This is a genomic window from Vannielia litorea (assembly GCF_900142295.1).
Taxonomy (GTDB): Bacteria; Pseudomonadota; Alphaproteobacteria; order Rhodobacterales; family Rhodobacteraceae; genus Vannielia; species Vannielia litorea.
The window spans coordinates 2,987,408-3,010,824 of sequence record NZ_FSRL01000001.1 but is presented as its reverse complement, the minus strand read 5'-3'; the positions used below and the strand labels follow the sequence as shown (position 1 = coordinate 3,010,824).

The following is a 23,417-nucleotide window of genomic DNA, read 5'->3' as shown; positions in this document are numbered from 1 at the left end:
AGGCACGCCCCCGCCCACCGGCCCGCTCGTGGCCGGTGGTTTTGTTTTCAGGGGGCTGCGGGTGCCTTCGAGCCGCCGTCGCCGCGGTGGGGGTGCAGGGTGGGCATCGCCGATGCGCCGGGCCGGGCTCAGACGCCGAGGCACCAGCGCAGGATCGCCTTCTGGGCGTGCAGGCGGTTCTCGGCCTCGTCGAAGATCACCGACTGGGGGCCGTCCATCACCGCCGATGTCACCTCTTCGCCGCGGTGGGCGGGGAGGCAGTGCATGAAGAGCGCCTGCTCGCCCGCCGCTGCCATCACGTCCTCGTTCACCTGGTAGGGGCGCAGCAGGTTGTGGCGGCGCTCGCGGGTGCTTTGCGCGTCGTGCATCGAGACCCATGTATCGGCCACGATCAGGTCGGCCCCTTCGACGGCGGACCAGATGTCGCGGTCGAACTCGATCTTGCTGCCGGCCTTGCGGGCCTCTTCGACGAAGACCCGCTCGGGGTCGAGCTGCTCGGGGCCGCAGAAGGTGAGATCGAAGCCGAACTTGCCGGCGGCGTGGACGAAGGAGGCGCAGACGTTGTTGCCATCGCCTGTCCAGACCACCTTCTTGCCCTTGATCGGGCCGCGATGCTCCTCGTAGGTCATCAGGTCGGCCATGATCTGGCAGGGGTGGCTGCGGTCTGTCAGGCCGTTGATGACCGGCACGGTGGCGTGCTCGGCCATTTCCAGAAGGGTATCCTCGGCAAAGGTGCGCAGCATGATGAGGTCGACGTAGCGCGACAGCACGCGGGCGGTGTCGGCGATGGTCTCGCCGTGGCCGAGCTGCATCTCGCCGCCCGAGAGCACCATCGTCTGCCCGCCCATCTGCCGCACGCCCACGTCGAAGCTGACACGGGTGCGGGTGGAGGGCTTTTCGAAGACGAGCGCGACCATGTGGCCCGCCAGCGGCTGCGCGTCGTCGGGCAGGCCCTTCAGGCGGCCTGCGCGGGCCGTCTTCATGGCGCCTGCCGTGTCGATCATCTGCCTCAGGTCGGTGATGTCGGTCTTGTTGATGTCGAGGAAGTGGTTCATTGCGCGGCCTCCACGGCGGTGGCGGCGGCGTCGAGGCGGGTGATCGCCTCGGCGATCTCCTCCTCGGTGATGTTAAGCGGCGGCAGAAGGCGCATGACATTGTCGGCGGCGGGCACGCCGATGACGAGGGCATCGTAGCCCGCCTTCACCACGTCGGCCGCGGGCAGCTTGCACTTGAGGCCGAGCATGAGGCCCTGGCCGCGGACGCCTTCGAACACCTCGGGGTGGGCGGCAACGAGGCCTTCGAGCTTTTGCCGAAGAAGGCCGCCCTTGCGGGACACATTGGCCAGGAAGGCCGGGTCGGAGACGATATCGACCACGGCCTTGCCTATGGCACAGCCCAGCGGGTTGCCGCCGTAGGTGGAGCCGTGGGTGCCCGCGACCATGCCGGCTGCCGCGGCCTCGGTGGCCAGCACCGCGCCGAGCGGAAAGCCGCCGCCGATGCCCTTGGCGGACATGGCGATATCCGGCTCGATCCCGGCCCATTCGAAGCCGAAGAGCTTGCCGGTGCGGCCCATGCCGCATTGCACCTCGTCGGCGATCAGCAGCACGCCATGCGCATCGCAGGCAGCGCGGATGGCCTTGAGCTGATCATCGGGGAGCACGCGGATGCCGCCCTCGCCCTGGATCGGCTCGATCAGCACCGCCGCCACGTCCGGCTTGGCGATTTCGGCCTCAAGCTGGGCCATGTCGCCCCAGGTGAGGTGGCGGAAGCCGGGCAGCAGCGGGCCGAAGCCGCCGACCATCTTCTCGGTGCCGGAGGCGGCGATGGCGGCCGACGACCGGCCGTGGAAGCAGCCGTCGAAGGTGAGGATCTCGACCCGCTCGGGGTGGCCCGCCGCGTGGTGGAACTTGCGCGCCATCTTGACCGCCAGCTCGCAGGCCTCGGTGCCGGAGTTGGTGAAGAAGACGGTATCGGCAAAGCTCACCTCGACGAGCTTGTCGGCCAGCGCCTTCTGCTCGGCGACGGTGTAGAGGTTGGAGACGTGCCAGAGCTTGTTTGCCTGCTCGGTCAGCACCTTGACCAGCTCGGGCGCGGCGTGGCCCAGCGCGTTGACGGCGATGCCGGAGCCCAGGTCGAGGAAGCGTCGGCCATCCTGCTCGACAAGCCATGCGCCCTCGCCCTTCACGAAGGTGAGGGGGGCGCGGTTGTAGGTCGGCAGGATGGAGGGGATCATCGGATCGTCCTTTCGGGATACAGGCCTTGGGCATGCAAGAGCCGGCGGCGTTCGTCAACGATTTTCGGGGTTTGGACCATGGGGCGGGCGGGCACGGCAAGGCGGCCCGGGAGAGATCAGGCGCGGCGTCGGCGTCGGAGGATGTCACCAGTGGTCATGGGGGGCAGATAGCGCATTGACGGCAGCTTGGGAAGCGCGATCTATGCCCGCAGCACGAGGATTGCCCATGTCCGATGTTCCCTTTGCCCCGGTGCGGCCCGACAACACCCTGGCGGCGCTCTGCATCGCCGGTGCCACGGCCTTCATCGCGCTGTCGACGCTGTTTGCCAAGACGCTGACGACCGATGCGCTGGGGTCGGCCTTGTCGCCCTTCCAGGTGAGCCACGGGCGGTTCGTCTTTGCGCTGGTGTTTTTTGTCGCGGGCTGCGCGGTGATCCGGCCCCGGTTCACCCGGCCGCACTGGGGGCTGCACCTGGCGCGGACGGGGTGCGGCTGGGGCGGGGTGACGCTGATGTTTGCCGCCGTGGCCTTCATCCCGATGGCCGATGCCACGGCGCTGAGTTTCACCAGCCCGGTGTTCACGCTGATCTTTGCGGTGGTCCTGCTGGGCGAGCGGGTGGGCCGGGTGCGCTGGGCCGCCGTGGCCGTGGCGCTCACCGGCGCGGCGGTGCTGCTCCGGCCCACGCCGGAGAGCTTTCAGCCCGCCGCATTGCTGGCGCTGGGGGCCGCGGTGGCGATGGGCACGGAGAACATCTGGATCAAGAAACTGACCCGCCGGGAGGGGCGATTGCAGATTCTGCTTGTCAACAACGTGCTGGGCGTGCTGATCGCCAGTGCGGCGCTTCTGGCCGCAGGCTGGCAGAGCCCTACATTGGCGCAATGGGGCGCGCTGGCCGGCGTCGGACTGTCGATGGCAACGGCACAGAGCTTTTATATCAACGGGATGGCCCGGGCCGATGCGAGTTTCGTGGCGCCGTTCATCTACGGCACGCTGGTCTTTGCCGCGCTCTTCGATGCGGTGATCTTCGGGGCGGTGCCGGACTGGGTGAGCTGGCTGGGCGCGTCGATCATTGTTGCAGGCGCGCTCCTGCTGGCCTGGAGAGAAGGCAGAAAGCGCCCGGTCGGGTTGCGCCCGGCGCGAGGCGTAGTAAAATAAGGGCAACAAGCGGCCCGGTGGCGGGCCGCTTTGCAGTTTGAAAGGATGGTCGGGCATGTCGTGGACCGATGAGCGCGTTGAAACCCTGAAGCGGATGTGGGGCGAGGGCCAGTCGGCCAGCCAGATCGCAAAGGAATTGGGCGGGGTGACCCGCAATGCGGTGATCGGCAAGGTGCATCGGCTCGGGCTCTCGAACCGCACCACGGGCGCGGCGCCGGCTCCGGCGGCCAAGCCCGCCGCAAAGGAGAAGCCCACGCCCGCCGCGGCCAAGGCCAAGCCCAAGGCGAAGCCGGCAAAGGCCGAACCTGCCGAGGAGAAGCCCGCGCGCGAGGAGCCCGCGACCCAGAGCGCCGCGCCCGTCAGCCCGGCCCGCAAGGCGATCATCCCCGCCGGCCAGCCGCTGCCGCCGCAGCCCTCGGCCAACGAGATCAGCCCCGAGGCGCTGGCCTCGGTGCGCGAGGTGGAGAAGAAGGCCAAGCGGCTCACGCTGATGGAACTCACCGAGCGGACCTGCAAATGGCCGATCGGCGACCCGGCGACCGATGACTTCTGGTTCTGCGGGCTCTCGGTGCAGCAGGGCAAGCCCTATTGCGAGGCTCATGTGGGCGTGGCCTTCCAGCCGATGTCGTCGCGCCGCGACCGGCGGCGCTGAGAGGCTTGTGCAGCAAAAATAATTTTTGTTGCACAAAGTGAGTTGACCTCCTTGTGCAACGAAAGATATTTTTGTTGCACATGGCCCAACTTGACCGACATTCCGCCAATGCAATGGCTGCCTACCACGACCTCCTCCGTTCTCTAAAGGATGAGCGGGCAAGCGATGTGCGTGGAAAGCCGACCCTCTACAAGGTGAACGGGAAGGATTATTGGTACGACGTGTACCGTGTCGGCTCGGACGTTCAAAAGACATACATCGGTGAGGATACGGACGAGCTTCGAGGGCGGCTTGACCGGATACGGGACCTGCGGGCGGAAGCTGAGGCGCGAGAGGCAAACCGGACCCGGCTGGTGCGGCTGCTGCGTGCCGAGGGTGTGGCCAGCATGGATGGCGGCACGGGTAGCCTGCTGGCCGCGATGGCGCGGATCGGGGTGTTCCGGCTGGGCGGCACGATCATCGGCACGCAGGCGTTCAAGCTCTACGAAGGCGAGTTGGGTGTGAGACTGGGGTACTCGGACCTCGCGATGACCGGTGACATGGATATCGCAAGTTTCGAGCGGCTCTCGGTTGCACTGGACGACACGGTATCGGAGCCACTGAACGACGTGCTGGCGGACCTGTCCTTTGATCCCGTTCCGTCTCTCCACAAGGGGAAGGTCTGGAAGTGGCGGCAGACGCGACGTGAGATGTTGGTCGAATTCCTCACGCCTTCCTTCGAGGCGGACGAGGGGTTGAAGGAGTTGCCGTCGCTGGGGGTGTCGGCGCAGGCGTTGCACTTTCTGAATTTCCTGCTGGCGCGGCCGATCCCGGCGGTGGGGCTCTATCGCTCCGGCGTGCTGGTGCAGGTGCCGCGGCCGGAGGCCTATGCGATTCACAAGCTCATCGTCGCCGCCCGGCGCGCGGGCGAGGACCGGAGCAAGGCGCGCAAGGACATGGCACAGGCGGCGTTGCTGATCGCGACGCTGGCGGAGGACCGTCCGGACGAGCTGAAGGAGGCCTGGGAGGAGGCGCGGGCGGGCGGGCCGAAGTGGTGCACGCTGATCGACGCGACGCTTGACCGAATGCCCGAAAGCCGCGCCCTCCTGACAGCGCTCTGACAGGAATGCCCGTTCACGGACTTGTCAGAACACCGCCGGGCGCTAGAACTCTTCCCCTGATGTAACGAGGGACAAGGGAGGCCAACCACATGGCCCCGATCATATCCATCAAGGGATTGCAGAAGACCTATGACAGCGGCCACACGGCGCTGCACGGGCTCGACCTCGATATCGAGGAGGGCGAGATCCTCGCGTTGCTGGGGCCGAACGGCGCGGGCAAGACGACGACGATCTCGGCGGTTTGCGGGCTGATCCGGCCCACCGGCGGCACGGTGACCGTGGGCGGGCACAACATTGCCACCGACTACCGCGCCGCCCGCGCCATGATCGGGCTGGTGCCGCAGGAGATTTCGATCGAGCCCTTCGAGAGGGTGATGAACACCGTGCGCTTTTCGCGCGGGCTCTTCGGCAAGCGGAAGGACGACGCCTACCTGGAGAAGGTGCTGCGGAGCCTGAGCCTGTGGGACAAGAAGGACAGCCGGAACAACGAGCTTTCGGGCGGGATGAAGCGGCGGGTGCTGATCGCCAAGGCGCTCAGCCACGAGCCGCGGGTGCTGTTTCTCGACGAGCCCACGGCGGGCGTGGACGTGAACCTGCGCAAGGACATGTGGCAGCTGGTGCGCGAGCTGCGGGCCGACGGGGTGACGATCATCCTGACCACCCATTACATCGAAGAAGCCGAGGAGATGGCCGACCGGATCGGGGTGATCGACAAGGGGCGGCTGCTGCTGGTCGAGGAGAAGGACAAGCTGATGAAGTCGCTGGGCCGCAAGGAGCTGGTGCTGGAGCTGGCCAAGGCGCCCGATGCGATCCCGGCGAGCCTTGCGGGCTACGAGCTGGAGCTGGAGGGCAACCGGCTGACCTATACCTTCGACACCACCGCCGAGAGTACGGGCGTGACCCGGCTGATGGCCGATCTGGCCGCGGCGGGGCTGAAATTTACCGACCTTTCGACCCGGCAATCGAGCCTCGAGGACGTGTTCCTCTCGCTTGTCGACGAGGGGCAGCAGAAGGAGGTGGCGCAATGAACTGGCTGGCGATCGGGGCGATCTACCGGTTCGAGATGGCGCGGTTCTTCAGGACCGTGACCCAGAGCATCATCTCGCCGGTGCTCTCGACGGTGCTCTACTTCGTGGTCTTCGGCTCCGCCATCGGCGGACGGATCGAAAGCGTGGAGGGGGTCAGCTACGGCGCCTTCATCGTTCCGGGGCTGGTGATGCTGACGCTGTTGCAGCAATCCATCAGCAACGCGAGCTTCGGGATCTACTTTCCCAAGTTCATCGGCACGATCTTCGAGCTGCTCTCGGCGCCGATGAGCTTTATCGAGATCGTCATCGGTTATGTCGGCGCGGCGGCGACCAAGGCGCTGTTCATCGCGGGCATCATCATGATCACCGCGAACTTCTTCGTGGAGCTGAACATATTGCATCCGGTCTGGATGCTGGCCTTTCTCGTCATGACGGCGGTGAGCTTTGCGCTTCTGGGCTTCATCATCGGGATCTGGGCGAAGAACTTCGAGCAGTTGCAGCTGATTCCGCTGCTGGTGGTCACGCCACTCGTTTTTCTGGGCGGGTCGTTCTACTCGATCTCGATGCTGCCGCCGGCCTGGGCCACGGTGAGCCATTTCAACCCGGTGCTCTACCTGGTGAGCGGGTTCCGCTGGAGCTTCTTCGGCATCTCCGACGTGCCCGTGGGCATCTCGCTCATCGCGGTGGCCGGGTTTTTCGTTGCCTGCCTCCTGGCGATCTATGCCATCTTCAAGACAGGGTGGCGGATCAAGCCGTGAGGCGGTGGCATGAAATTGCAGGCAGAGGTGGCGGGGCCGGGGTTTGACGACTGGCGCGGGCTGCACAGGCTGCTGGTGGCCTGCTTTGCCGAGATGGAAGGCCGGATCGACCCGCCCTCGTCGCTGAAGCGCCTCACGCCCGAGGGCCTGGCGGAAAAGGCGGAGCAGGAGGTGCTGATGCTGGTGCGCTACGGCTCGCGGGTGGTGGCCTGCGGCTTTGCGGCGCCGAGGCGACCGGTGATCTATCTCGGAAAGCTGGCCGTCACCGAGCAGCTGCGCGGGCAGGGGTTGATGCGGCAGATGGTGGACCTGGCGGAGCAGATGGCGCGGGACGGCGGGTTCGAGGCGCTGGAGCTGCAATCGCGGGTCGAGCTGACCGAGAACCATGCCGCCTTTGCCGCGCTGGGCTTTGTCGAGGTCGGGCGGACGGCGCATGAGGGCTTTGACCGGCCCACCTCGATCACCTTTCGCCGCAGCGTTGCCCCTTCCGCCGCGCCGCGTGCGCCTGTATAGCGCGGCGCATGTCCAGCAATCCGCCCGATCTGCGCCCCGACCTCGCGCCCGCTCCCCGCTTTGGCGAGGCTCCCCGTGACGGGCAGCCGCGCATCGGCATGGTTTCACTCGGCTGCCCCAAGGCGCTGGTGGACAGCGAGCGGATTTTGACCCGGCTCAGAGCAGAGGGCTACGGGATCAGCCCGGACTACGCCGGCGCCGATGCGGTGATCGTCAACACCTGCGGGTTTCTCGACAGCGCCAAGGCCGAGAGCCTGGAGGCGATCGGCGAGGCGATGGCGGCCAATGGCCGGGTGATCGTGACGGGCTGCCTGGGCGCGGAGCCCGACTACATCACCGGGGCGCATCCGAAGGTGCTGGCGGTGACCGGGCCGCACCAATACGAGCAGGTGCTGGACGCGGTGCATGCGGCGGTGCCGCCCGCGCCCGATCCGTTCGTGGATCTGTTGCCGGCGAGCGGGGTGAGCCTGACGCCGCGGCATTACAGCTACCTGAAGATCTCGGAGGGCTGTAACCACAAGTGCAGGTTCTGCATCATTCCCGACATGCGCGGGCGGCTGGTGTCGCGCCCGGCGCATGCGGTGGTGCGCGAGGCGGAGCGGCTGGTGGCGGCGGGGGTGCGCGAACTGCTGGTGATCAGCCAGGACACCTCGGCATATGGCGTGGACATTCGCCATGCCGAGGAGCGCGGGCACCGGGCGCATATGACCGATCTGGCGCGGGACCTCGGGGGCCTCGGGGCCTGGGTGCGGTTGCATTACGTCTATCCCTATCCGCATGTCCGCGAGGTCGTTCCGCTGATGGCGGAGGGGCTGGTGCTGCCCTATCTCGACATCCCGTTCCAGCATTCGCACCCCGAAACGCTGAAGCGCATGGCCCGGCCGGCGCATGGCGAAAAGACGCTGGAGCGGATCGCGGAGTGGCGGGCGATTTGCCCCGACATCACCCTGCGGTCGACCTTCATCGTGGGCTATCCGGGCGAGACGGAGGAGGAGTTTGCCCATCTGCTCGACTGGCTCGACGAGGCCCAGCTCGACCGGGTGGGGTGCTTCAAGTACGAGAACGTGGCGGGCGCAAGGTCCAACGCCTTGCCCGACCATGTGCCCGAAGAGGTGAAGGCCGAGCGCTGGGCGCGGTTCATGGAAAAGGCGCAGGCGATCAGCGAGGCCAGGCTGGCGGCGAAGGTGGGCACGCGCTGCGAGGTGATCGTGGACGAGATCGACGCCGAGGGCGTGGCGACCTGCCGGACCAAGGCCGATGCGCCGGAGATCGACGGCAACCTCTTCATCGACGAAGACACCGAGGGGCTGAGCCCCGGCGATATCGTGACGGTCGAGGTGGACGAGGCCAGCGAATACGACCTCTGGGGGCGGCGGATCGCTGCGCCCTGAGCGGGCGGCCCGTGGCGGGCGTGTGAAGACCAGCATCGCCGTCAGGGTATCGGCCATGAAGCGGCGCATGGGTCCGGCAAGCTCGCGGGTATCACGCGGTGCCGGGAAAAATGATGGGGTCGGTGGCTCCCCAGTCACCGACCCCTGGTGATGCCGGCGGGGCCGCCCGTTTCAGGCTCCGTCCCTTGCCCCTGTCGACATGTTCTGCGCAGTGCCTCAGCGGGCGCCTGCGGCCTTTTTCATCACGCGCTCTGCCCGCGCCATTGCCAGGGTGGCGGCTTCGACGGCGATGTCGGAATCGCGCCGGGCCTGGGCGGAACGGGCGCGCAGCTCGGCGAACCTGCGTTGGTTGACGCAGGAGGGCGGGCATTCGGCCCCGGACTCCATCTGATGATCGACCCAATCGGCACAGCCCTCCGGCCAGCCGCAGCTGCGGCAGCGGTGCAGCATCCGGGCCCATGCGTCGTTGTCGAGTGCGCCGGTTTCCATCGCGTCGACCAGATCGGTGCGCGTGGCCTTGGCCATGCCAAGGGCCAGCAGGTAGTGTGTGCGTTCGTCGCCCATGGGTTTCATGCGCCTCGGTCCCTTGTCCGGTTCACGGCACAAGTTTGCCCTTGCTCCTGACTTGCCGCGTTGACTCAGGTCAAATACGGCACAGTTCACGAAGCGGCAGGGGCGCGCAGCACGTCACCGCATTGGGATCAGCCGTTCAAGGGCGGTGCCGTTGCCCCAGGTGCCGTGCAGCTCGCCCGAGGGCGTGATGACGTAATAGAGCGGGTGGTCGCTGCCCCATTGCACGGTGATCAGCTTGCCGTCGATCGTGCCGGCCCCGGCATAGCTGTTGCCGACCGTCCAGGTGATGCTGACGGCGCCGCCGTTCTCGACGATCTCGACGGTGCCGGTGTAGGCGGAGCCGTCGGGGTTGCGGCCCTGGGCGGTGTAGCTGCCGGTGAGGCTTTGGGCGGCCAATGGGGTGGAGAGGGCGAGGGTGGCCGTGAGGGCGGCGAAGGCAAGGCGATGGGTCATGATGCGTGTCCTGAATGATCGGGGATTGAATGGGCCGACTGTGCCCGCCCCGACCTTCAGAGGGCAAGACCGATGAGGATGACGACCCAGGCCAGCCCCAGCGCCACGGCAGAGAGGGCGACGGCGGCAGAGGCGGTGTCTTTGGCCTGCTTGGCGAGCGGATGGCGCTCCATCGAGATGTGATCGACGGTGCGTTCGATGGCGGTGTTGATGCACTCGAAGGCGAAGACCAGCACGCCGCCCATCAGCAGCAGGGCTTTTTCACCGGGGGTGATGGGGAGCACCAGGGCGACCACGACGGAGACGGCATAGGCCATGACCCACTGCTTGAGCGAGTGCTCGGTGTGCCAGACATGGGTCAGCCCCTCCCAGCTCCACCGTGTGCGAAGCCAGATGCGCCTGATTTGCTGTTTCAACATCGTTCCGCCCCTCACACCACGATCCCCGGTTCCGGAGATAGCGGCGAGCGCGTTGATCCTGAACCTTTTTGTTCCGCCTGCCGCCGGATTGTGCGGCCACTGGCGCCCTCGTGCTACAGCCCGGCCGCGGTGCGGCGGACGGTTTCGATGCGGGAGGCGTTGGGCGGGTGGGAGCCGAGGAAGGCATCGCCGGGGTCGGGAATGCGGTTGAAGAAGGCCGCGCCGCGCACCGGGTCGTAGCCGGCGCGCTTGGCGATGATGGTGCCGAGCGCATCGGCTTCGAGCTCGAATTCCTTGGAGAACCGCCGTGCGCCGATGCCGGCGCCGACGCGGCTGGCGGCCTCGACCGCGGCATCGCCGCCGCCGCCCACGCCCACGAGCGTGCCGAGCAGCACCGCCCCGAAGGTGGCGCTTTCGCGGGTGCGGGGGATGTGCTCCTTGATGTGGTGCGCGGCCTCGTGACCGAGGATGAAGGCGAGCTCGTCCTGGTTGCGGGCGTCGGCGATGAGCGCGAGGGTGAAGGCGATGACCGGCCGGCCCGAGCGATCCTCGGTCTGGTAAGCGTTGGGCGGCTGGCCGCGCCGGTCGTCGACCACGATGAGAAAATCGCAATTGGCGCGGGGCAGTCGGGCGCGACATTCGCTCTCGGCGACGGGCTCCACCCGGTTGACCACGGTGACGAAGTTGCGCGCGGCCCGGTTGGCATCGAAGCCGCCCGAGGTGGTGGCGGGCGCTGGCTGGCTTGGCGGTTGCTGGGGTTCGCTGACCTCGACGCAGCCTGCCAGAAGCGACAGGGCCGCAAGCGCGATTGCGGGGAATTTCATGGCGATGGCCTTACCTTGGCTGATCTTCTGGCGGGGAGCTTAGCAGGCGGTGCCGGGCCGCTGTAGCCCCTTGCTGCGGGGCGGCGGCAGATTGCCCGGCCGCCTGCCGTTTGGCGGCTGACAGCGCCGGAGCGGCGGGCTAGGCTGGCGCCATGTTTACCATCGAACACGATTTCGACGCGACGGTGATCACCCTTGTGGACGAGGGCAGGCCGCATCTGGAAGAGGATGTGACCATCCAGGCCTTCGAGGACTGCGTGACCATCCAACAGCTGGATGCCCGCCAGGATGTTGTGCAGAAGATCACCCTTTCGTTGACCCAGATGCGGGATCTGGCCGCTGCGCTCGACCTGCCGGAAGGCGTGTATCAGGTGCGGCCCGCGGGCGAGGGATGAGGCCGGCGCTCAGCGGCTGAGCAGGGTGGTGAAGAGGCTGCCGGAGGTCACCCCGCTGAGAATGGTCAGCGCGGCACTCGAGGCGCCGGGCGAAGAGGCCGTGCCGTTCAGCTCCGTGCGCACGAGGTAGAGGCGGACCAGCGCCTCGCGGGCCTCCGGATCGGTGAACTGCGAGACCTCGCTGCTGCCGAAGACGGAACGCGCGCGCTGCTTGTAGACCTCGAGCTGCTTGTCGATGTCGAGCGCGGCGAAGGCATCGGGCAGGCCGAAGGCGGTGTCGAAGACCGCGCGGAGGGGCGAGCTGCCCATGATCTTGAACCACATCGTGTCATCGGCATCGTCCGGGTCGCCGGCGATGGCCGGCAGTGCGCGCTCCAGGTTGAGCGCGAGGCGAAGTTCCTGGGCCTGCTCTCCGACGGCGATTTCGAACTGGCGCTCGGTGTAGGATTGCCTGATCCGGTCGGTGAAGCCGGTCATCTGCGCGGCCGGGCGGCCCTCGAAGAGGCCGACGACCTTCTGGCGCATCACCTCGACCTGGGTGGCCTGGGGGAGCGCTTCAAATCCCTCCGCGACCCCGAAGGTGGAGAGCATGGCCTCGCGGAGGCGGGGGTTGCCCATGACGGCGGGCCAGAGCTCCTGGATCTCGCCTCGCAGGATGGCCTCTGCGGCAGGGTCCTTCTCTTCGGCGCCGAGCTGGGTGGTCAGGGCATCGAGCCGGTCGATCAGCAGGAGGGCCCGATCTCCGGCAGCCTCGCGCTGGCGGGCGGGGAGCGTATCGGTGCCGGCGCGGATCCGGTCCTCGATCGCGCCGAAGGCGTTGTTTGGTGTCTCATAGGCGCCGAAGCCGAAGGCCTCGGCGAGATCGTAATAGCGGGTGTCGGAGAGGCGGTTGGCGAGCGCCTGCGAGTCCTCGGTGCCCTCCTCCAGCACCTTGCGGATGAAGTACGTGTTGTTGATGTCGTCCGACAGGCCGAAGGCGCCGAGGGCGATGCGGAGGAGGCGGAAATCGTTCACCAGTTCCTCGGCGGTTTGCACCTGGGCGATGCGCGCCTCGAACTCGGCCATGTCGCGCTCGACCGTCGCCGAAGTGGCAAGGCTCTGCTGCTGGCTCTCCTGCGTGCGCTGGAGAAACTGCCAGCCGAGCAGGCCGCCGAGGGGGACGATGGGCGTGAACATCACGAGGGCGTCACGTTGGGCGGTATCGCGGGGCGATCGGGCCTGTGCGCCGCCAGCAGCCGGTCTTCGCGCGGAATGAGGGCACGCAGGCATTTCAGCGCCTGGTAGTGCTGCCCCTCACGCACCGCGGCGGTGGCGGTGTCGAGCTGGGTGCGGCTGTCGTGATCGGTGAAGACCTGGCTCAGTTGCTCGATTCCCCGCATCAGCTGGATGTCGGCGTCGGCCGGCGCGGTATCGCCGGAGAGCACGAGCTGGGCGATATAGGCCACCCGCTTGACCGGGGTCCGGGCCTCCTCGGGGTGGATGGCATCGCGCAGGCGCAGAATGTGCGCGCCGGGGGTGACGATGGAGAGCCGCGAGCGCCGGTCGCCGTTTTCGATCACCGCGCCGTTGATGAGCACGCGCTCCTTGGGGCTGAGCTTGAGGACGAGGCCGCTCATCGTGCCGCCTCCACCTTGCCGCCGAGGCCGCGCATGACGGCCATGTTGATCTCGATCAGCGGCAGCACGTCGGCCTTGCGGCGAAGCACCTTGGAGGAATGCTGTGCGGTGAAGCGGGCGAGATAGAAGATGCGGGCGCGCAGATCGGCGGTGAGGCCGTTCTCGGCATCGGCGACATCGGCGGCCAGCGCTGTCCAGAGTTGGCGGTTCTCGTGGACCGCGGCCGCCAGCGCATTGAAGCTGCGAGGCGCCTTGAGGCGCGAGGTGACTCGGCTGAAGGCTGCGTATTCGGTGCCGCGATGGGTGCGCAGCGGGGCCTGCTGGCCGGAGGAATAGGCGCTTTGCGCCAGTTGCACGGAGTTCAAGTCTCTGTCCTTCCACTCAGGGGGGCATTTGGGCGAGTAGAGTGTGGGCGGGGCGCCCCGGGCCGTTTTGGCCCGGTCCATTCGGCGCCCCGCCCGTCAGGCGGTTACCGGAACAGCGACAGGATCGACTGCGGCGACTGGTTGGCGATGGAGAGCGACTGGACCCCCAGCTGCTGCTGCACCTGGAGCGCCTGGAGGCGGGCCGAGGCGGCCTCCATGTCGGCGTCCACGAGGCTGCCGATGCCGGCGGTGAGGCTGTCGGTCAGGTTCTGGATGAACTCCGACTGGGTCTCGATCCGGCCTTCGACCGAGCCGAAGGCCGCCGCGGCACCGATCGCCGTGTCGATGTAGGTTTCGATGTTGGCCAGAGCCGCCTCGACACCCTCGTCGGTGGTGACATCGAGCTTGTCGACGCCCGAGAGGCCGCCGGTTGCCGTGCCGCCCGAGAAACCATCGTCGGTCAGGGCGAGATCGGTGCTGCTGTCGTTGTCGAGCTGGAGCACCCAGGCACCGGTGGTGGCGTCTTGCATCACGTTGGTCGAGATGTTGGCCACGCCGGCTCCGTCGATCACGGTTTTCAGGCCGCGCGCCACGTCTTCCATGTTTTCGCCGGGACCGGCGATGTAGTCATAGTTGACGCCGCCGATCGACACCCGGTAGCCGTCGCCGTCCTGCACGGCCGCGGTTGTCGAGAAGGTGACCGAGGACGCGCGGGCGTTGATCGTCTCCCCGGTGAAGCCGGCACCTGCGCCACCTGCGCCGCCGCCGTTGACGTTGGCCGTGACGGCCGAGTCGGTGGTGGAGAAGTTCACCTCCACATCGTCGAACTTGACGGTCGACGACAGGGTGATGGTGCCGGTGGCCGCCGAGGCGGTGATGTCTTCGATGCCGGCTGCATTGAGCGCGGCGACGATGCCATCTGCCACCGAGGTGACGGTGTTGCCCGAGGTCGCGGAGGTGTAGGTCACCGTGGTGCCGTTGACCTGCAGGTTGTAGGTGTTGGACGAGCCCGCGGTGGCCGAGGCGAGCGCGATGGTCATGGTGTTGGCGGCGTTGGAGAACTGGTTGCCGGCCACACCGGCGAGCGAGTTCGAACCGTCGGCGGCGGTGATGTAGGTGGCCAGGTTGTTGGTCGTCCCCATCACGCCTGCGTCGAAGCTGAGATCCTGCCGCGCCACGGCGATGTCGGAGGCCGCCACGGTGCCGCCGGCGGACCGGTCGAGCGAACTGAGAATGTTCACCTCGTCGGTGCCGGACAGGAGGTTGAGCCCGTTGAACTGGGCCGCACCTACGACGGAGGCGATCTGGTCGGAGAGCGCGTCGATGTCGGCCTGGAGCTTGCCGCGGTCGACGTTTTCTTCCTGCGCGCCAACGATCTTTTCCTTCATCTGCACGAGCAGGTCGGTGACGGTTTCGGCGCCGTTGCGGGCGACCGCGACGGTGCTTTCGCCCAGAGACAGGCTCTCGGAGATGGCCTTGAAGCCGCGAACGTCGGACTCCATCACCTTGGAGATCGCCCAGATGGCGGAGTTGTCGCGGGCGGAGCCCACGGACTTGCCGGTGGAGATTTCGGCCTGGGTCTGCTCGAGGCTCATGTTGATGCCACGGAGCGTCTGCAGGGCCACCATCGAGCTTGTATTGGTCAGAATGCTGGACATGGTTCCCTTGGTCCTTTCAGATGGGCGCTTTGCGCCATTTCGGAGAGCCGCCCCGCAGGACGGCCAGATCCGGTTTCACCGTGTTGCGGACCATTCGACCGGGCCGCGCCACCCACAGAGGTGCGGGGCGAACCTGCCTGAACGAGCTTAAGCGATTGCTAAGATGTGACGGTCTCAACGTCCTGATTTGAGAGCACTTTGTCTCTCATTGTCCGGAAATGCGGGCCAGCCGCGGTGCGCAGGCATGCCAAGAGGCCCGCCCGCGCCGGCAGGGTTCGGAAGGCGCGGTCAGGCGCGACGTTCGAAGCTCGACCGCACAGGCCCGAGATCCTGCCGTTTGCCCTTGTCCGTGTAGGTATCGAGATGCTCGGCGGCGCGCCGGGTCTCGCTCAGCCTGCGGGCCACGGCGCGGAGCCCGCGCTGCGCGGCATCGAGCAGACGGTCGTTGCCGCGCGCGCTCACCGACAGGGCCTCGATCTGGGACCGTGTCAGCGTGTCGGCCCGGGCCTCGATCTCCTTCAGGAGGTCGTGCTTTTGCTCGTAGAGGGCCTCGAGCTGCTCGAAGTCGGCCCCCTTGAGAGCCTCGCGTTCGGCCGCCATGAGGGCCTGCGCACGTTCGTAGAGTTCCATGTTGTCAGCCATGTGTTCGCGCCTTCAGACTTTCAAAGATGTGTTCTGCCAGGCCGATACCGCCCTGGCGTGCCATTGCCCGCGCCTGCTCCTGCCGCAGGAAGGAGGCAAAACCCTCCTCGCCCGCGCCGCCGCCGAAGGCCTCGCGCGTTTCGCCAAGCCCGGCCTGGCCCAGCATCTCGGCCAGGAAGCTCGCCTCGAGCTCGACCGCGACCTTGCGCAGCTGCGCGACGCGATCGGGCGGGACGGCGGCAGGGGGAGTGGAGGGAATCGAGGGCATGCGGTGCCTTTCGAATTGCGGCGATTTTGAGGCATTAGGGCAGAAAGCGGTAAAAGATCGGTAACCAAAGCCGGTCATTCTGCGAGCAACTTGCCAGAAGGATCAGGTTGGGATGCAGAACGCGATGATGTCGGAGCTGGCCGCTTTTGCCGTGTCGACCGGGCAGGCGAGGCCGGTGCACCAGGCGGGTCATCCGCGCGGGGCAAGCGGTGCGCCGGCCCAGGGCGAGGGCGATTGGGCCGCTGTCTTCGCCTCCGCCTCGGCCCAGCGTGTCGTGGCTCCACCGGATGCGGCAGGCGCCCCGAGGGTGGCTGAGCCAGAGGTTGTGGATGCTCCGGAGGATCCGGGGCCGGAGGACGGGGCGGACGACCTGGCCGGCGCAACCCCGCTGGAGCCGTCGCTGCTGGAGGCGGAAGAGGCGGAAGGGGCGCTCGAGGCGGCGGACGCACCCTTTGCGCCGGAAGGGGAGGACCTCGTGCCTGAGCCCGCCCCCACAGGGCTCCTGCCCACCCCTCCCCAGGTTGCGCCGCAGCCGGGGACCGAGGCGGCGACGACGGGGGATGTGGCTCCGGCGGCGGCGGGCGCGGCGGAGGCTCTCGGGCGCAGCCGGGACGGCCCGCTGCCGGACAACTCCCTGCGGCCGCCCGCCCCGGAGCTTGGGGAAATGCCCGGGAGGCAGCAGGACCCGCGCGCGCGTGCCGAGGCCGGGCGGGCGCCGCAGGCGGTGATACAGGGTCAAGCGGTGGCCGGCGCACCTGAACCGCCGGCCGCTCCGAAGACGGGCATGCGGGATGGCGGGGCTTCGCCGACGCTGGCTCCCCCGGTGGTCAGGGACGGGCGGCCCGTGCCGGAGCAGGAGGATCCGCCCCTGCGATTCGTTGAGGCCGACCCGGCTCGCGCGCCCGCGGCGGAGGGTCAGGCCCTGCCGCCCGACAAGGCAGCCCCGGGCCCGATGTTGCCCAGGAGCGACGCCGGGCTGCGCACCGACAGGGCGCAGACCGTGAAACGCGCAGGCATTCGAGAGATGGCACCGCCGGAGGCGCGCCCGCGGCCGCCGACCCATGCCCTGGAAACAGCCCGTGAGGCCGAGCCCGCTCCTGCGCAGGGGGCCGCTGCAGCAACCTCGCCGGCACCCACCCCCCCGCGTGCTGCGGCGATTGTGCCCATGCCCGAGGCCGAGGTCGCCGCGATCCAGGGCGTGACAGAGCCGCGCGGCGCAACGGTTGCGCCGCAAGCCGCGGGCCCTGCCGCGCCGCCGGGTCAGACGGCGGTGGCGCAGCAAGTGGCGGTGCAGATCGGCCAGATCGCGCGGCCGCTGCCGGACGGACCCATCGAGCTGAGCCTGCATCCCGAGGAACTGGGACGGCTGAAACTCTCGTTCTCCGGCGCGGAGGCCGGCCTGCATGTGGTGATCGCCGCCGAGCGCCCCGAAACGCTCGACCTGTTGCGGCGCCACATCGACGTGCTGGCGCAGGAAATGCGGCGCCTCGGGGCCGAGGGCGCGCAATTCAGCTTTCTGGGCGGCAATGCGACATTCGCCGACCGTCACAGGGGCTCGGGCGCACAGGGCAGGAGCCTCGGCTGGGCCGGTGATGGCAGCCCCGGCAGCCCGGCCCCGATGGAGGCGACCGCCCCGCGCCCCATGCTCCGCCTCGGCGATGCCGGGCTCGACCTCAGGCTTTGACTGGAGACACAGATGGAAACCACATCCGCCACAGCGGCAACGCTCACCTCGGGCACCACATCGCAGTCAAGCGAGGGGTTCATCAACTCGGACTTCGAGACCTTTCTGAAAATGATGACGACCCAGCTCCAGAACCAGGACCCGCTGAACCCGCTGGACAGTGCCGACTTTGCCGTGCAGCTGGCCACCTTCTCGAACGTCGAGCAACAGGTGCGCACCAACGTGTTGCTCGAACGGCTGAGCGCGCAGATGAGCCTGGGCGGCATGGCGGAAATGGCGAGCTTTGTCGGCATGGAGACCCGGGTGACGGCGCCCGCCCTCTTCACCGGCCAGCCTGTCGAGATGACGCTGGATGTGGCGAAGGGCGCCGACACGGGCGTGCTCGTGGTGCGCGACGCTTTTGGCGTGGAGCGGCAGCGGCTGTCGATCGACACCACGGCGCCCTACCACGTCTGGCAGGGGACGGATGAGACCGGAGTGCCGCTGGCCGACGGGATCTACAGTTTCGAGGTGGAGAGCTACCGGAACGGCGAATTGGTGGGCACGGCGGAGGCGCAGGTCTATGCCCGCGTCGCGGAGGCCAGGATCGAGGCTGGCGAGACGGTGCTGCTGCTCGACAGCGGCATCGCGGTTCCGGCCTCCAGCGCCACGGCGCTGCGCCTGCCGGTGGTCTATGAACCCGCGCCGGACCCGTAGACCTGGCATCGCCTGCCCGCCTGGCGCCGCCTTGGACTATCGGCGCGGCAATCGGGAGGTTCGTGCCGCCGGAGCACGACGGGAGGCCGGATTCAGAGCATGTCCAGCAGCGCAACCGCTGCGAGGGCCAGAGCCGCGCCGAGGCCGGCCCAGGCGAGACGGCCCCAGAGCGGGCCGCCGCTGGGACGGGGCGGAGGAGGCGTGGCCTGGGCGATCAGGGCCCTTTCCAGCAGCGCGGGCAGGCGCGGGCCGAAACGGATGGCAACGCGGGCGGTTTCCTTCAGGTCGTGCAGCAGCGCGGCGGGGCCGACGTTGCGCTTGACGTAGTCCTCCACCACCGGCCGGGCGGCTTGCCAGATGTTGATGTTGGGGTGCAGCGAGCGGGCCACGCCCTCGACCACCACCATCGTCCGCTGGAGCAGGATCAACTCGGTGCGGGTTTCCATCCCGAAGCGCTCGGTCACCTCGAAGAGGTAGGAGAGGAGCCGGGCCATCGAGATGTGGGTCGCGTCCATGCCGAAGATCGGCTCGCCGACGGCGCGCAGGGCGCGTGCGAACTCGTCCACGTCGCGGTCGGCGGGCACATAGCCGGCCTCGAAATGCACCTCGGCCACGCGCTTGTAGTCCTTGCGGATGAAGCCCATCAGGATCTCGGCGTAGACGCGGCGGGTGTATTCGTCGATCCGGCCCATGATGCCGAAGTCGAGCGCGATGATCTCGCCGCCGGGCGCGACCTTGAGATTGCCCTGGTGCATGTCGGCATGAAAGAGGCCGTCCCGCAGGGCGTGACGCAGGAAGAGCGAGAGCACCCGCTCGCCGAGGGCCACGCGGTCATGGCCGGCGGCGTCGATCGCGGCGAGATCGTTGAGCGGGATGCCCTCGGCCCATTCCAGCGTCATCACGTGGCGTGACGACAGCGGCCAGAACGGGCGCGGCACGATGAAGCCCTCGTCGCCCTCGGTGTTCTCGGCGAATTCGGAGGCGGCGGAGGTCTCGAGCCGCATGTCGAGTTCGCCGGCCACGACGCCCTCGAAATGCGCGATCACGTCGCGGGGCCGGAGGCGGCGGGAGGCCGGAGAGAGCGCCTCGATCATGGCGGCGGCGAAGTAGAAGGCGTCGATGTCGCGGGAGAAGGCGCGCTCGATGCCGGGGCGCAGCACCTTGACGGCGACCTGGCGCCCGTCATCCGCGCTGGTGGCCTTGTGGACCTGGGCGATGGAGGCGGCGGCGACCGGCTCGGAGAAATCGGAGAACATCGCCTCGACCGGCTGGCCAAGCTCGGCCTCGACCACGCGCATTGCCTCGGCGCGGGGGAAGGGGGGCAGCTTGTCTTGCAAGACCATGAGCTGCTGGGCGAGCTCGGGGCCGACCACATCGGGGCGGGTGGAGAGGATCTGGCCGAACTTGATATAGGCGGGGCCGAGCGCGGTGAGGGCGCGGGTGACGGGCGGCTGGGCCGGGTCGCCCTTGTGGCCGAGCCACTTGAACGGCCAGCCGAGGATGCGGGCAGCCACGCGCAGCGGGCGCGGTGCATCCATGGCCTCGAGTGCCACGCCCATCGCGCCGGTGCGCTCGAAGGTCGCTCCGGTGCGGATGAGGCGCCAGATGTTGTGCGGCCCGCGCATCGCCCCTCAGAGCTTCCAGCCGGAGTGGAGCGCGGCCACCCCGAGACTGAGATTGCGGTATTTCACCTGCTCGAAGCCGGCGGCACGGATCATCGAGGCGAACTCCTCCTGCGCCGGGAACTTGCGGATCGACTCGACGAGATACTGGTAGCTGTCGCGGTCGCCTGTCACCAGTTTGCCCATGCCGGGAATCACGTTGAACGAGTAGGCGTCATAAGCCTTCTGCATCAGCGGGTTGGGGAGTTGGGAGAACTCCAGCACCATGAGCCGCCCGCCGGGCCGGAGCACGCGGAAGGCCTCGGAAAGCGCATCGGGGATGCGGGTCACGTTCCGGATGCCGAAGGAGATGGTGTAGGTGTCGAAGCTGCCCGCGTCGAAGGGCAGGGCCATCGCGTCGCCCACCACCCAGTCGAGCTTGTCGGCCAGGTCGGCGGCCTCGGCGCGCTTGCGGCCCTCGACCAGCATGGCCTCGGTCATGTCGCAGACCGTGGCGCTCGCCTCCTCGCCTGCCCGGCGCAGGAAGCGGAAGGCGATGTCGCCGGTGCCGCCGGCCACGTCGAGCAACCTCTGGCCGGGGCGCGGCGCGAGCCAGTCCATCATCGCGTCCTTCCAGAGGCGGTGGATGCCCGCGCTCATCAGGTCGTTCATGATGTCGTATTTGGAGGCCACGGAGGAGAATACCCCGTGGACCTTGCCGGCCTTCTCGGCCTCCGGCACCTCGGAGAAACCGAAATGCGTGGTTTTCTGGTCGTCTGCCATGGGCTTGCCCCATTCTGTTCGCAAACCGGATATAGGCAATTCGCACCGGATACAAACGCGCCAGATGCGCGCAGGAGGGTGCAGGGTGAGTGAGGACGAACAGGCCATACTGTGGCTGGTCAGCGCCGTGATGGAGAACCCGCTGATCGTGGCGGGGCTTCTGGTGGCCATCTGCGCGGCGATACTGCTCCTGATCGGCGGGTATATCCTGCTGTTCCACGTGCTTCCCGCCATGGCGGCACGGGCCGTGGCCCGCAAGCTGGAAGACGTGACCGCCCCGAAAGATGCCTCGGGCCGCAGGGTGGAGCGGACTTTGGGCGCGAAGTTCATGGGGCAGCGCGACATCGCGCCGCTGGCCTCGCGTGGCATGGCGCGGGCGGCGGAGGACTCGCTGGGGACCAAGGTGATGCGCACGACCTGGGGGATGCGCCTTTCGACCGTGGCGCTTGGCGGGGCCGCTGTGGCGGCGCTGCTCTTCATGGACATGGGGCTGGATCCGCAGGTGATGCTCTTCGTGCAGCCAGCGGCCATTGGCGCGGGGCTGCTGGGGATCGCGCATGTCTTCAGCTTCGAGATGCGCTACGACCGCGACGTGATCGTCTCGCAGAGCCTGATCCAGTTTCGCCGGGAGATCGCCTGGCACGACCTGGTGGATATCAGGGACGAGGGGCAAGGTGTGTTTCGGCTCAGAGCGGCGGACGGAAAGAAGATGCGGGTGCAGAAGTACCTGACCGGCATGAACGACTTCCTGACCCGCGCGCATGGGGTGATCGACGGGCGCGGTGCGCGCGCCTGAGGGCTTGCGGGGCCGGGCAGGGGGGCTAGGTTTGGCGCCTGAGATCTGAACCGGAGCCGACATGCCCGAACTGCCCGAGGTGGAGACCGTGCGCCGCGGCCTGCTGCCCGCCATGGAGAACACCGTGATCGCCGAGGCCCGGGTCAACCGGGAGGGGCTGCGCTGGCCGTTCCCGCCAGGGATGGCGGAGCGGCTGACGGGCAAGCGGGTGCTGGGGCTGCGGCGGCGGAGCAAGTACATCCTGGCCGATCTCGACAGCGGGGAGACGCTGCTGATTCACCTCGGCATGAGCGGGCGGATGCGGGTGAGCGGCGAGGGGCTGGGGCTGTTTCACCATGCCCACCCGGCACCGGAGAAGCATGACCACGTGGTGCTGGAGATGGCGAGCGGCGCACGGGTCACCTTCAACGATGCGCGGCGGTTCGGGGTGATGGACCTGGTGGCCACGGGCGAGGCCGAGGCGCATCGGCTGCTCGCCGAGCTCGGGCCGGAGCCGCTGGGTAACAGCTTCAACGAGGATCATCTGGTGGCGGCCTTCCGGGGCAGGAACACGCCGGTCAAGGCGGCGCTGCTGGACCAGCGGATCGTGGCAGGGCTGGGCAACATCTACGTTTGCGAGGTGCTGCATCGCACCGGCATTTCGCCGGTGCGCAAGGCAGGCAAGATCGGCGCGGCGCGGGTGGCGCGGCTCGTACCGGCGATTCGGGAGGTTCTTGGCGAGGCGATCGAGGCCGGCGGGTCGAGCCTGCGGGATCATCGGCAAGCCTCTGGCGAGCTTGGATATTTTCAGCACCGGTTTGCGGCCTATGACCGCGAGGGGCACCCATGCTCTACCCCCGGTTGCGGCGGCACGATCCGCCGGATCGTGCAGTCGGGACGCTCGAGTTTCTATTGCGGGACATGTCAAAGATAACTTGCAGCCTTGCCTCACCCTGCTAACAAAGGGTGAATTGGCAGCCGAAAGGGACAGCCGCCTCATGGCCTATGAAACCATCGTCGTCGAGACCGCCGACCATGTTTGCCTCATCCGCCTCAACCGCCCCGATGCCCTCAACGCCCTGAACGGACAGCTCATCGGAGAGCTGGCCGAGGCCGTTGGCGAGGCCGATGGCGACAAGAACGTGCGGTGCATCATCCTCACCGGATCGGAAAAGGCCTTTGCCGCCGGGGCCGATATCTCGGAGATGGCGGACAAGGATTTTGTCGATGTCTTCATGGGCGACATGTTCGGCTCGCAGATCGACAGGATCCTGGCCTGCCGCAAACCGATCATCGCCGCCGTGTCGGGCTATGCGCTGGGCGGTGGTTGCGAGCTGGCGATGATGTGCGATTTCATCATCGCCGCCGATACCGCCAAGTTCGGCCAGCCCGAGATCAACCTGGGCGTCATCGCCGGGATCGGCGGCACCCAGCGGCTGACCCATTTCGTGGGCAAGTCGAAGGCGATGGACATGCACCTGACCGGGCGGTTCATGGATGCCGAGGAGGCGGAGCGCTCGGGGCTGGTCAGCCGCGTGGTGCCCGCCAAGAAGCTGATGGACGAGGCCATGAGTGCCGCCCAGAAGATTGCGGAGAAGTCGGCGCTGACGGTGAAGGCTGCCAAGGAGGCGGTGAACCGGGCCTATGAGCTGCCGCTCCGCGAGGGGCTGCTGTTCGAACGGCGGCTGTTCCACGGGCTGTTTGCCACCGAGGACCAGAAGGAGGGCATGAAGGCCTTCCTCGAGAAGCGCGAGCCGCAGTTCCGCGACAAGTAGGATGCGGCGCGCGTGTTGTTTTTTGGGCCGATGTCACCTATATTGACGGTGTTCGCGTC

Annotated in this window: 27 protein-coding genes; 13 read left to right on the top strand and 14 right to left on the bottom strand. The window is 67.8% G+C overall.

What is annotated here, in order from left to right:
• Positions 1 to 128 precede the first annotated feature (128 nt).
• Together argF and BUR94_RS14660 are read right to left on the bottom strand one after the other, a co-directional pair.
• A complete protein-coding gene (gene argF, locus BUR94_RS14665) occupies positions 129 to 1,055 on the bottom strand; it encodes an ornithine carbamoyltransferase (RefSeq protein WP_074256931.1) in 927 nt (308 codons plus the stop codon).
• Entirely contained in the window at positions 1,052 to 2,233 is a 1,182-nt protein-coding gene (locus BUR94_RS14660) for an aspartate aminotransferase family protein (RefSeq protein ID WP_074256930.1), read from the bottom strand. The genes argF and BUR94_RS14660 overlap by 4 nt, the downstream gene beginning before the upstream one ends.
• Positions 2,234 to 2,459: 226 nt before the next feature.
• Here BUR94_RS14660 and BUR94_RS14655 point away from each other — a divergent pair, with 226 nt between their 5' ends.
• The 7 genes from BUR94_RS14655 to rimO all read left to right on the top strand — a co-directional run bounded on the left by BUR94_RS14655 (position 2,460) and on the right by rimO (position 8,831).
• Positions 2,460 to 3,389: a DMT family transporter gene (locus BUR94_RS14655; protein ID WP_074256929.1), complete on the top strand. Its 930-nt coding sequence runs from the start codon at positions 2,460 to 2,462 to the stop codon at positions 3,387 to 3,389.
• 55 nt (positions 3,390 to 3,444) lie between these two features.
• Entirely contained in the window at positions 3,445 to 4,041 is a 597-nt protein-coding gene (locus tag BUR94_RS14650) for a GcrA family cell cycle regulator (protein WP_074256928.1), read from the top strand.
• Between the two features lie 113 nt (positions 4,042 to 4,154).
• A complete protein-coding gene (locus BUR94_RS14645; RefSeq protein ID WP_245794478.1) occupies positions 4,155 to 5,141 on the top strand; it encodes a nucleotidyltransferase family protein in 987 nt (328 codons plus the stop codon).
• 89 nt (positions 5,142 to 5,230) lie between these two features.
• Positions 5,231 to 6,169 (top strand): ABC transporter ATP-binding protein, encoded by a 939-nt coding sequence (locus BUR94_RS14640; protein ID WP_074256927.1) that lies wholly within the window; start codon positions 5,231 to 5,233, stop codon positions 6,167 to 6,169.
• The gene (locus tag BUR94_RS14635) at positions 6,166 to 6,927 is read left to right on the top strand and encodes an ABC transporter permease (protein ID WP_074256926.1); all 762 of its coding nucleotides are present in this window, start codon (positions 6,166 to 6,168) and stop codon (positions 6,925 to 6,927) included. Before BUR94_RS14640 ends, BUR94_RS14635 begins: the two co-directional genes overlap by 4 nt.
• Positions 6,928 to 6,936: 9 nt before the next feature.
• Positions 6,937 to 7,440: a GNAT family N-acetyltransferase gene (locus tag BUR94_RS14630; protein WP_074256925.1), complete on the top strand. Its 504-nt coding sequence runs from the start codon at positions 6,937 to 6,939 to the stop codon at positions 7,438 to 7,440.
• An 8-nt stretch (positions 7,441 to 7,448) separates the two neighbouring features.
• Positions 7,449 to 8,831 (top strand): 30S ribosomal protein S12 methylthiotransferase RimO, encoded by a 1,383-nt coding sequence (gene rimO / locus BUR94_RS14625; protein WP_074256924.1) that lies wholly within the window; start codon positions 7,449 to 7,451, stop codon positions 8,829 to 8,831.
• A gap of 216 nt (positions 8,832 to 9,047) precedes the next feature.
• On the opposite strand, the gene BUR94_RS14620 is transcribed toward rimO, so the two are convergent.
• From BUR94_RS14620 to BUR94_RS14605, 4 genes are all read right to left on the bottom strand, one after another.
• Entirely contained in the window at positions 9,048 to 9,404 is a 357-nt protein-coding gene (locus tag BUR94_RS14620; RefSeq protein WP_139301293.1) for a DUF6455 family protein, read from the bottom strand.
• A 114-nt stretch (positions 9,405 to 9,518) separates the two neighbouring features.
• Complete coding sequence (gene lfb1 / locus BUR94_RS14615) at positions 9,519 to 9,857, bottom strand: LIC10280 family protein (protein WP_074256922.1); 339 nt, start codon at positions 9,855 to 9,857, stop codon at positions 9,519 to 9,521.
• A 56-nt stretch (positions 9,858 to 9,913) separates the two neighbouring features.
• Positions 9,914 to 10,276 (bottom strand): diacylglycerol kinase, encoded by a 363-nt coding sequence (locus BUR94_RS14610; RefSeq protein WP_139301292.1) that lies wholly within the window; start codon positions 10,274 to 10,276, stop codon positions 9,914 to 9,916.
• Between the two features lie 113 nt (positions 10,277 to 10,389).
• Complete coding sequence (locus BUR94_RS14605) at positions 10,390 to 11,100, bottom strand: M48 family metallopeptidase (protein WP_074256921.1); 711 nt, start codon at positions 11,098 to 11,100, stop codon at positions 10,390 to 10,392.
• Between the two features lie 152 nt (positions 11,101 to 11,252).
• Here BUR94_RS14605 and BUR94_RS14600 point away from each other — a divergent pair, with 152 nt between their 5' ends.
• Entirely contained in the window at positions 11,253 to 11,495 is a 243-nt protein-coding gene (locus tag BUR94_RS14600) for a hypothetical protein (RefSeq protein ID WP_139301291.1), read from the top strand.
• Between the two features lie 9 nt (positions 11,496 to 11,504).
• On the opposite strand, the gene BUR94_RS14595 is transcribed toward BUR94_RS14600, so the two are convergent.
• The 6 genes from BUR94_RS14595 to BUR94_RS14570 all read right to left on the bottom strand — a co-directional run bounded on the left by BUR94_RS14595 (position 11,505) and on the right by BUR94_RS14570 (position 16,044).
• The gene (locus BUR94_RS14595; protein WP_074256920.1) at positions 11,505 to 12,671 is read right to left on the bottom strand and encodes a DUF1217 domain-containing protein; all 1,167 of its coding nucleotides are present in this window, start codon (positions 12,669 to 12,671) and stop codon (positions 11,505 to 11,507) included.
• A complete protein-coding gene (gene flbT, locus BUR94_RS14590) occupies positions 12,671 to 13,111 on the bottom strand; it encodes a flagellar biosynthesis repressor FlbT (protein ID WP_074256919.1) in 441 nt (146 codons plus the stop codon). The genes BUR94_RS14595 and flbT overlap by 1 nt, the downstream gene beginning before the upstream one ends.
• Positions 13,108 to 13,467, bottom strand: a complete 360-nt coding sequence (gene flaF / locus BUR94_RS14585; protein WP_342745214.1) for a flagellar biosynthesis regulator FlaF — start codon at positions 13,465 to 13,467, stop codon at positions 13,108 to 13,110. The genes flbT and flaF overlap by 4 nt, the downstream gene beginning before the upstream one ends.
• 113 nt (positions 13,468 to 13,580) lie before the next feature.
• Positions 13,581 to 15,134 (bottom strand): flagellin N-terminal helical domain-containing protein, encoded by a 1,554-nt coding sequence (locus BUR94_RS21070; protein WP_074256917.1) that lies wholly within the window; start codon positions 15,132 to 15,134, stop codon positions 13,581 to 13,583.
• Between the two features lie 288 nt (positions 15,135 to 15,422).
• Positions 15,423 to 15,776: a flagellar export chaperone FlgN gene (locus BUR94_RS14575; protein WP_074256916.1), complete on the bottom strand. Its 354-nt coding sequence runs from the start codon at positions 15,774 to 15,776 to the stop codon at positions 15,423 to 15,425.
• On the bottom strand, positions 15,769 to 16,044 hold the full coding sequence (locus tag BUR94_RS14570; protein WP_074256915.1) for a rod-binding protein: 276 nt from the start codon (positions 16,042 to 16,044) through the stop codon (positions 15,769 to 15,771). Before BUR94_RS14570 ends, BUR94_RS14575 begins: the two co-directional genes overlap by 8 nt.
• A gap of 112 nt (positions 16,045 to 16,156) precedes the next feature.
• Here BUR94_RS14570 and BUR94_RS21065 point away from each other — a divergent pair, with 112 nt between their 5' ends.
• Together BUR94_RS21065 and BUR94_RS14560 are read left to right on the top strand one after the other, a co-directional pair.
• Positions 16,157 to 17,728, top strand: coding sequence for a flagellar hook-length control protein FliK (locus BUR94_RS21065; protein WP_074256914.1), 1,572 nt, complete (start codon positions 16,157 to 16,159; stop codon positions 17,726 to 17,728).
• Positions 17,729 to 17,740: 12 nt separating this feature from the next.
• Positions 17,741 to 18,424 carry a flagellar hook capping FlgD N-terminal domain-containing protein gene (locus BUR94_RS14560; RefSeq protein WP_074256913.1) on the top strand — a complete coding sequence of 228 codons (684 nt, stop codon included), beginning with the start codon at positions 17,741 to 17,743 and terminating at the stop codon, positions 18,422 to 18,424.
• A gap of 92 nt (positions 18,425 to 18,516) precedes the next feature.
• Here the strand turns inward: BUR94_RS14560 and ubiB are convergent, their stop codons facing one another.
• Positions 18,517 to 20,049: a 2-polyprenylphenol 6-hydroxylase gene (gene ubiB / locus BUR94_RS14555; RefSeq protein WP_074256912.1), complete on the bottom strand. Its 1,533-nt coding sequence runs from the start codon at positions 20,047 to 20,049 to the stop codon at positions 18,517 to 18,519.
• A gap of 6 nt (positions 20,050 to 20,055) precedes the next feature.
• Positions 20,056 to 20,808: a bifunctional demethylmenaquinone methyltransferase/2-methoxy-6-polyprenyl-1,4-benzoquinol methylase UbiE gene (ubiE, locus tag BUR94_RS14550; RefSeq protein WP_074256911.1), complete on the bottom strand. Its 753-nt coding sequence runs from the start codon at positions 20,806 to 20,808 to the stop codon at positions 20,056 to 20,058.
• Between the two features lie 85 nt (positions 20,809 to 20,893).
• On the opposite strand from ubiE, the gene BUR94_RS14545 reads away from it, so the two are divergent.
• From BUR94_RS14545 to BUR94_RS14535, 3 genes are all read left to right on the top strand, one after another.
• Complete coding sequence (locus BUR94_RS14545) at positions 20,894 to 21,604, top strand: hypothetical protein (protein WP_074256910.1); 711 nt, start codon at positions 20,894 to 20,896, stop codon at positions 21,602 to 21,604.
• 61 nt (positions 21,605 to 21,665) lie between these two features.
• Positions 21,666 to 22,517, top strand: coding sequence for a bifunctional DNA-formamidopyrimidine glycosylase/DNA-(apurinic or apyrimidinic site) lyase (gene mutM / locus BUR94_RS14540; RefSeq protein ID WP_074256909.1), 852 nt, complete (start codon positions 21,666 to 21,668; stop codon positions 22,515 to 22,517).
• Between the two features lie 64 nt (positions 22,518 to 22,581).
• Positions 22,582 to 23,358 carry an enoyl-CoA hydratase gene (locus BUR94_RS14535; protein ID WP_074256908.1) on the top strand — a complete coding sequence of 259 codons (777 nt, stop codon included), beginning with the start codon at positions 22,582 to 22,584 and terminating at the stop codon, positions 23,356 to 23,358.
• The last annotated feature ends 59 nt before the right edge of the window (positions 23,359 to 23,417 follow it).

What these genes read in the sequence shown, in the direction of transcription:
- argF (WP_074256931.1), bottom strand. Translation starts at nt 1,055, where the DNA reads ATGAACCACTTCCTCGACATCAACAAGACCGACATCACCGACCTGAGG.
- BUR94_RS14660 (WP_074256930.1), bottom strand. Translation starts at nt 2,233, where the DNA reads ATGATCCCCTCCATCCTGCCGACCTACAACCGCGCCCCCCTCACCTTC.
- BUR94_RS14655 (WP_074256929.1), top strand. Translation starts at nt 2,460, where the DNA reads ATGTCCGATGTTCCCTTTGCCCCGGTGCGGCCCGACAACACCCTGGCG.
- BUR94_RS14650 (WP_074256928.1), top strand. Translation starts at nt 3,445, where the DNA reads ATGTCGTGGACCGATGAGCGCGTTGAAACCCTGAAGCGGATGTGGGGC.
- BUR94_RS14645 (WP_245794478.1), top strand. Translation starts at nt 4,155, where the DNA reads ATGGCTGCCTACCACGACCTCCTCCGTTCTCTAAAGGATGAGCGGGCA.
- BUR94_RS14640 (WP_074256927.1), top strand. Translation starts at nt 5,231, where the DNA reads ATGGCCCCGATCATATCCATCAAGGGATTGCAGAAGACCTATGACAGC.
- BUR94_RS14635 (WP_074256926.1), top strand. Translation starts at nt 6,166, where the DNA reads ATGAACTGGCTGGCGATCGGGGCGATCTACCGGTTCGAGATGGCGCGG.
- BUR94_RS14630 (WP_074256925.1), top strand. Translation starts at nt 6,937, where the DNA reads ATGAAATTGCAGGCAGAGGTGGCGGGGCCGGGGTTTGACGACTGGCGC.
- rimO (WP_074256924.1), top strand. Translation starts at nt 7,449, where the DNA reads ATGTCCAGCAATCCGCCCGATCTGCGCCCCGACCTCGCGCCCGCTCCC.
- BUR94_RS14620 (WP_139301293.1), bottom strand. Translation starts at nt 9,404, where the DNA reads ATGAAACCCATGGGCGACGAACGCACACACTACCTGCTGGCCCTTGGC.
- lfb1 (WP_074256922.1), bottom strand. Translation starts at nt 9,857, where the DNA reads ATGACCCATCGCCTTGCCTTCGCCGCCCTCACGGCCACCCTCGCCCTC.
- BUR94_RS14610 (WP_139301292.1), bottom strand. Translation starts at nt 10,276, where the DNA reads ATGTTGAAACAGCAAATCAGGCGCATCTGGCTTCGCACACGGTGGAGC.
- BUR94_RS14605 (WP_074256921.1), bottom strand. Translation starts at nt 11,100, where the DNA reads ATGAAATTCCCCGCAATCGCGCTTGCGGCCCTGTCGCTTCTGGCAGGC.
- BUR94_RS14600 (WP_139301291.1), top strand. Translation starts at nt 11,253, where the DNA reads ATGTTTACCATCGAACACGATTTCGACGCGACGGTGATCACCCTTGTG.
- BUR94_RS14595 (WP_074256920.1), bottom strand. Translation starts at nt 12,671, where the DNA reads ATGTTCACGCCCATCGTCCCCCTCGGCGGCCTGCTCGGCTGGCAGTTT.
- flbT (WP_074256919.1), bottom strand. Translation starts at nt 13,111, where the DNA reads ATGAGCGGCCTCGTCCTCAAGCTCAGCCCCAAGGAGCGCGTGCTCATC.
- BUR94_RS21070 (WP_074256917.1), bottom strand. Translation starts at nt 15,134, where the DNA reads ATGTCCAGCATTCTGACCAATACAAGCTCGATGGTGGCCCTGCAGACG.
- BUR94_RS14575 (WP_074256916.1), bottom strand. Translation starts at nt 15,776, where the DNA reads ATGGCTGACAACATGGAACTCTACGAACGTGCGCAGGCCCTCATGGCG.
- BUR94_RS14570 (WP_074256915.1), bottom strand. Translation starts at nt 16,044, where the DNA reads ATGCCCTCGATTCCCTCCACTCCCCCTGCCGCCGTCCCGCCCGATCGC.
- BUR94_RS21065 (WP_074256914.1), top strand. Translation starts at nt 16,157, where the DNA reads ATGCAGAACGCGATGATGTCGGAGCTGGCCGCTTTTGCCGTGTCGACC.
- BUR94_RS14560 (WP_074256913.1), top strand. Translation starts at nt 17,741, where the DNA reads ATGGAAACCACATCCGCCACAGCGGCAACGCTCACCTCGGGCACCACA.
- ubiB (WP_074256912.1), bottom strand. Translation starts at nt 20,049, where the DNA reads ATGCGCGGGCCGCACAACATCTGGCGCCTCATCCGCACCGGAGCGACC.
- ubiE (WP_074256911.1), bottom strand. Translation starts at nt 20,808, where the DNA reads ATGGCAGACGACCAGAAAACCACGCATTTCGGTTTCTCCGAGGTGCCG.
- mutM (WP_074256909.1), top strand. Translation starts at nt 21,666, where the DNA reads ATGCCCGAACTGCCCGAGGTGGAGACCGTGCGCCGCGGCCTGCTGCCC.
- BUR94_RS14535 (WP_074256908.1), top strand. Translation starts at nt 22,582, where the DNA reads ATGGCCTATGAAACCATCGTCGTCGAGACCGCCGACCATGTTTGCCTC.